Annotated in this window: 1 protein-coding gene; it reads left to right on the top strand. The window is 70.0% G+C overall.

Features of this window, described 5'->3' with window-relative positions:
• Nucleotides 1-206: 206 nt before the first annotated feature.
• The coding region (locus tag IF89_RS0134460) for an RHS repeat protein (protein ID WP_158718085.1) at nucleotides 207-4177 on the top strand (3971 nt) is incomplete at its 3' end.

The raw sequence follows: 4177 nt of genomic DNA, 5'->3' as shown, positions 1-4177 counted from the left end.
TGTCTTCTTCCGCTTCTATCCGCCGTGTGTGTTGCCGGGGGGGTGTGGCTGGTCTTCTGGTGCTGGCTGCGGTCGGTGGCTCGGGAGGGGATGGCTCTGGTGGGGCGTTTGCGGTGGGTCGTGGGGGGTCTGCTGGGGGTGTCCCTGGTGGTGTGGCGGGGGTGGTGTCGGGGGTTTTTGCTCCTGGGGAGGGTGTGGGGGGGCCGGTGGATGTGCGTACGGGGCGGTATGCGCTGGAGGTGCCTTTGCTGGATGTGGCGGGGCGGGGTGGGGCGGGTTTGGGGCTGGTGTTGTCGTATGACCAGGAGTTGTCGGGTTTGGGGGTGGACCGTTACGGCTTTGGTGCGGGTATGGGGCTGGGTCTGCCGTTCGTGGATGCCGCGGGGGGCCGTGCGCTGGTGTGTGGGGGTGTTTTCGGGATAGATGCCGGCGGTGGGTCGGTGTCGGGGCTGAAGCGTTTTCCGGGTGAGGGGGTGCGGTTCGAGCACGTGCCGGGCAGTGTTTTGGCGGGGCGGGAGGGTGTGGGGGAGCGTGGTTTCGAGTGGAGGCTGGCGGACCGCAGGGACGGGTCGGTGCAGTATTTCGATGCGGACGGCAATCCGGTGGCGTTCGCGGACCGGCACGGCAACCGTGTTGATTTCTCTTTTGTGCCGGCTGGCAGCGGGGTGTGGCGGCTGGCTGCGGTGACGGACTCCTACGGCTTGGTGACGGAGGTGGCTTATTCCAGCGGGGGCAGCGGTCAGGACCAGGTTGTGTTCAGGGGTCCTGCCCGTTCGGGCGACGGCCGCCGCTTGAGTGCGGTGCTGGACCTGGTGGACGGGCAGGTTCGCAGAGTGACCGGCGGTGACGGGGGTGTGACGGTGCTGGAGTACGCGCGGCCGCTGTCGGGGCACGGCCCGGTTGTCTCCCGTGTCACGGCGCCGTTCGGTGGTGTGACTGAGATCGGGTATGAGGAGCTTCCCGGTTCGCCTGTGCCTGCGCTGGTCGCTTCGAGGCTGCGCTTGCTCGACAGCGGGGGTGTGCTGGCCGCTCCCGAGCAGCGGCTGGATGTGGCGGTGGAGGAGGGGCGCAGTTTTACCGGGAGTGGTGGGGATTTCGCGGGCGAGGACGATGTCTTCGACCAGCGGACTGGCTACACCTATAGCACTGAGGTGGCGTTGCTGGGGGTGGACGGTGAGCCCGAACGGCGGGTCGTCTCCCACTACAACAGCCTCCATCTGCTCACTTCCCAGGAGGTGTTTACCGCTGCTCTGGGGGATCGCGTGGCGGGTGCCCTGGAGCGGGGCTACAGCTGGCAGGGCGGCGGGGGTTCCTCTGCGGTGCCTGGTGCGGGCCAGGAGCTGCCCGCGGACTGGGCGCTGCCCGTGCGTGAGAGGCGTACGGTGGGCAATTCGGCGGGGCAGTTGCGTGAGGCGGTCGCCACTGCCGCCTATGACTCCTTCGGCCGGGTTGTGAGGAGGAGTGATGAGACGGGCACCGTTACCGAGACGGGTTACGACACCCATGGGGCGGCTGTCGGCCTGGTTCTGTCTGAGAGGGTGACTGACCGGGAGGGGCGGGTTCTGCGGGAGAGTGTGAACACGCCTTCGGGTGACCGGCGCACCGTTGCGGGCACTGTTGAAAAGGCTGCGGGCAGTGACGGGCGGCTTGCTGCGCGTGAGGAGGTTTGGTTCAGTTACGACGCGCACGGGGAGCTGGCCTCGCGGACGGTGAGATGGGCTGAGGGGGCGGGGCAGGAGGGCCGCGGGAGGGGTCCGGACGAGCTCAGGACTACGGTGGGCCGTGCGGTCAGGGAGGGCCGCTTGACTGAGACGGTTACGACAGCGCCGGGCACGGCGGCGGAGACGGCTGCCTCCCGCACTGTGGATTTGGCTACCGGGGCGGTGCTGGAGGAAACGGATCCCTCCGGGCGGGTCGTCGTCCGCTTTGCCTATGACGAGTACGGCCGTCCGGCCGGGCATACGCTGCTGCCGGACTCGGGGGCTTCGCAGACCACGAAGGTCTCCTACCCCTCCCCCACGGCAACCGTGGTCTGCGGTCCCGACGGGCGCTGTGTCACCAGGACCGTCGACGCCTTCGGGCGCATGGTGCGCACTGCGGACAACTACCGGGACGGCCGGTACGCCGAGGGTGCGCAGGGGGTGCGGGTGCTGGCGGAGGCCGACTACAGCCAGTGGGCGCACTACAGGGTGGCTACCACCGACCGGGCTGGGCGCAAGACCGTCTTCCAGAGTGATCCGTGGGGGCATACCGGCAGTGTGGCCCGGCCGGACGGCACCGTGGTCAAGACCGCTGCCGATGTCGTCGCCGAGGCTGTCGTCCAGGGCGTCCTGGGCAAGGACCAGCAGGGTGGCGGGATCGGCGAGGCCCGGGCGCTTACGGTGCAGGACCACGACAGCCAGGCGCGGACTATGTCGGGGCGGGTGGTGTTCGCCGATGGCAGCCCTGCTGCGGCCGCTACCGCGCAGAGCGATGCCCTCGGGCGCCTTCTTGCCTCTACCAGCGGTGAAGTCACCGCCGTCCCCTTCTACGGGGCGGGCGGCGTCTCCCGCGGCATGGTGCTCAATCCTGCGGCCCCGGAGGCCTACCCGGGGCCGGAGCTGACTGCCTCCCTCACCCGCGACCTGGCCGGCCGGCAGACCGCCAAGACCCTCACCCAGGGCGAGGGCGACACGCATACCGCAGTGGAGAACTCCTACGATGCGGCAGGCCGCCTCGCCGTCCAGACCGACCAGCTCGGCAACACCACGGCCTACACCTACACCGCCGACGGGCAGGTCGCCGAAGCCGTGGTGGAGACCGGAGACGGCAAGCCTGTGACCCGGACCGCCTACACCTATGCCTCCGAAACGGGCATGCTCACCTCGGTGTCGGTCACGGACGCCGCAGGGGCGGCCACGGTCAGGCACCTGCGGTATGACCGCCTCAACCGGATCACCGGCATCTGGGAGGGCGGAGACGAGGCTGCGGAGGAGGCAACGCTGATCTCCTACGGCTACGACGGCGAGGGCCGGCTGGCCTCGGTGGCCTACCCGGACGGCAGGACCGTCTCCCGCGCCTTCGACGCGGCAGGCCAGATCACCAGCACAACTGACGCCGCGGGGGCGGTGACCGCCTACGCCTACAATGCTGACGGCAGTCTGGAGAGCGCGGAGCACAGGGCCCCGGACGGGCAGACGTCCTCAGCCGCCTACACCTACGACAGCCACGGGCGCGTCTGCCGAACCGCATACGGCAACGGCACGGTGATGGCCGTGGAGTACTTCGACAGCGGCCAGCGCAGAAAAGAGATCCTCACCGGGAAAGACGGTGCGGTGCTGTCTGAGACGGCATACACCTACAACTCCCGCGGCGACCTCGCCACCCGTACCGACACCCGCCCCGCACCCGGCGCCGGAGGCGACAGCAGCAGCGGGCGGGGATCCGGGACGCCGGTGACAACCCACACCGTGCACTCCTACGACGCCTACGGCCGCCTCACCGCCACCACCGTCCACAGCGGCACCGACAGCAAAGCGCCGGCACTGCGGACCACCGCCTACACGGCCAATGCCGCCGGCGACGTCACCACCGTCACCGTCACGGACGCGGACGGCACCAAGACCGCCACCGAACACCACACAGACCCCTCAGGCCGCCTCACCGCCATCACCACCAGCGGCACCCGGGCAGAACAGGCCTGGGACGCAGCCGGCAACCTCACCCAGGGCGCCGACGGCACAACCTGGACCTACACCCCCGCCAACAAGCCCCTCACCGCCACCGCCAAGGACGGCACCCGCACCGAGTACGCCTACTGGGCCGACGGCAGCCGCAAAAACTCCACCACCACCAGCCCCGACGGCACCACGAGCACCGTGCTGTTCCACTACACCCCCGACGGCGCCATCGCCAACGACACCCACACCAGCACAGACGGCAGCAGGCCGCCGCGCACCGGCACCTACCTCACCACACCCTCCGGCGGCCGCGAAGCACGCACCCTCACCGCCGCCCCCGACGCCGCCCGCTACCTCCACACCGACCGCCGCGGCAACACCGTCCTCGAGACCGGACCGTCAGCCCAAACCCTCACCAGCCGCGCCTACACCGACTACGGCCGGGAAACCCGCCCCGACGGCACACCCGCCCCCGCCGCACACCGCGCCGCCGACCCCGCCGCCAACCCCTTCCGCTT

The organism is Streptomyces sp. NRRL F-2664 (genome assembly GCF_000719345.1).
Lineage (GTDB): Bacteria > Actinomycetota > Actinomycetes > Streptomycetales > Streptomycetaceae > Streptomyces.
Note: the sequence above shows the minus strand (reverse complement) of the source record. Positions and strands in the feature narration are given on the sequence as shown.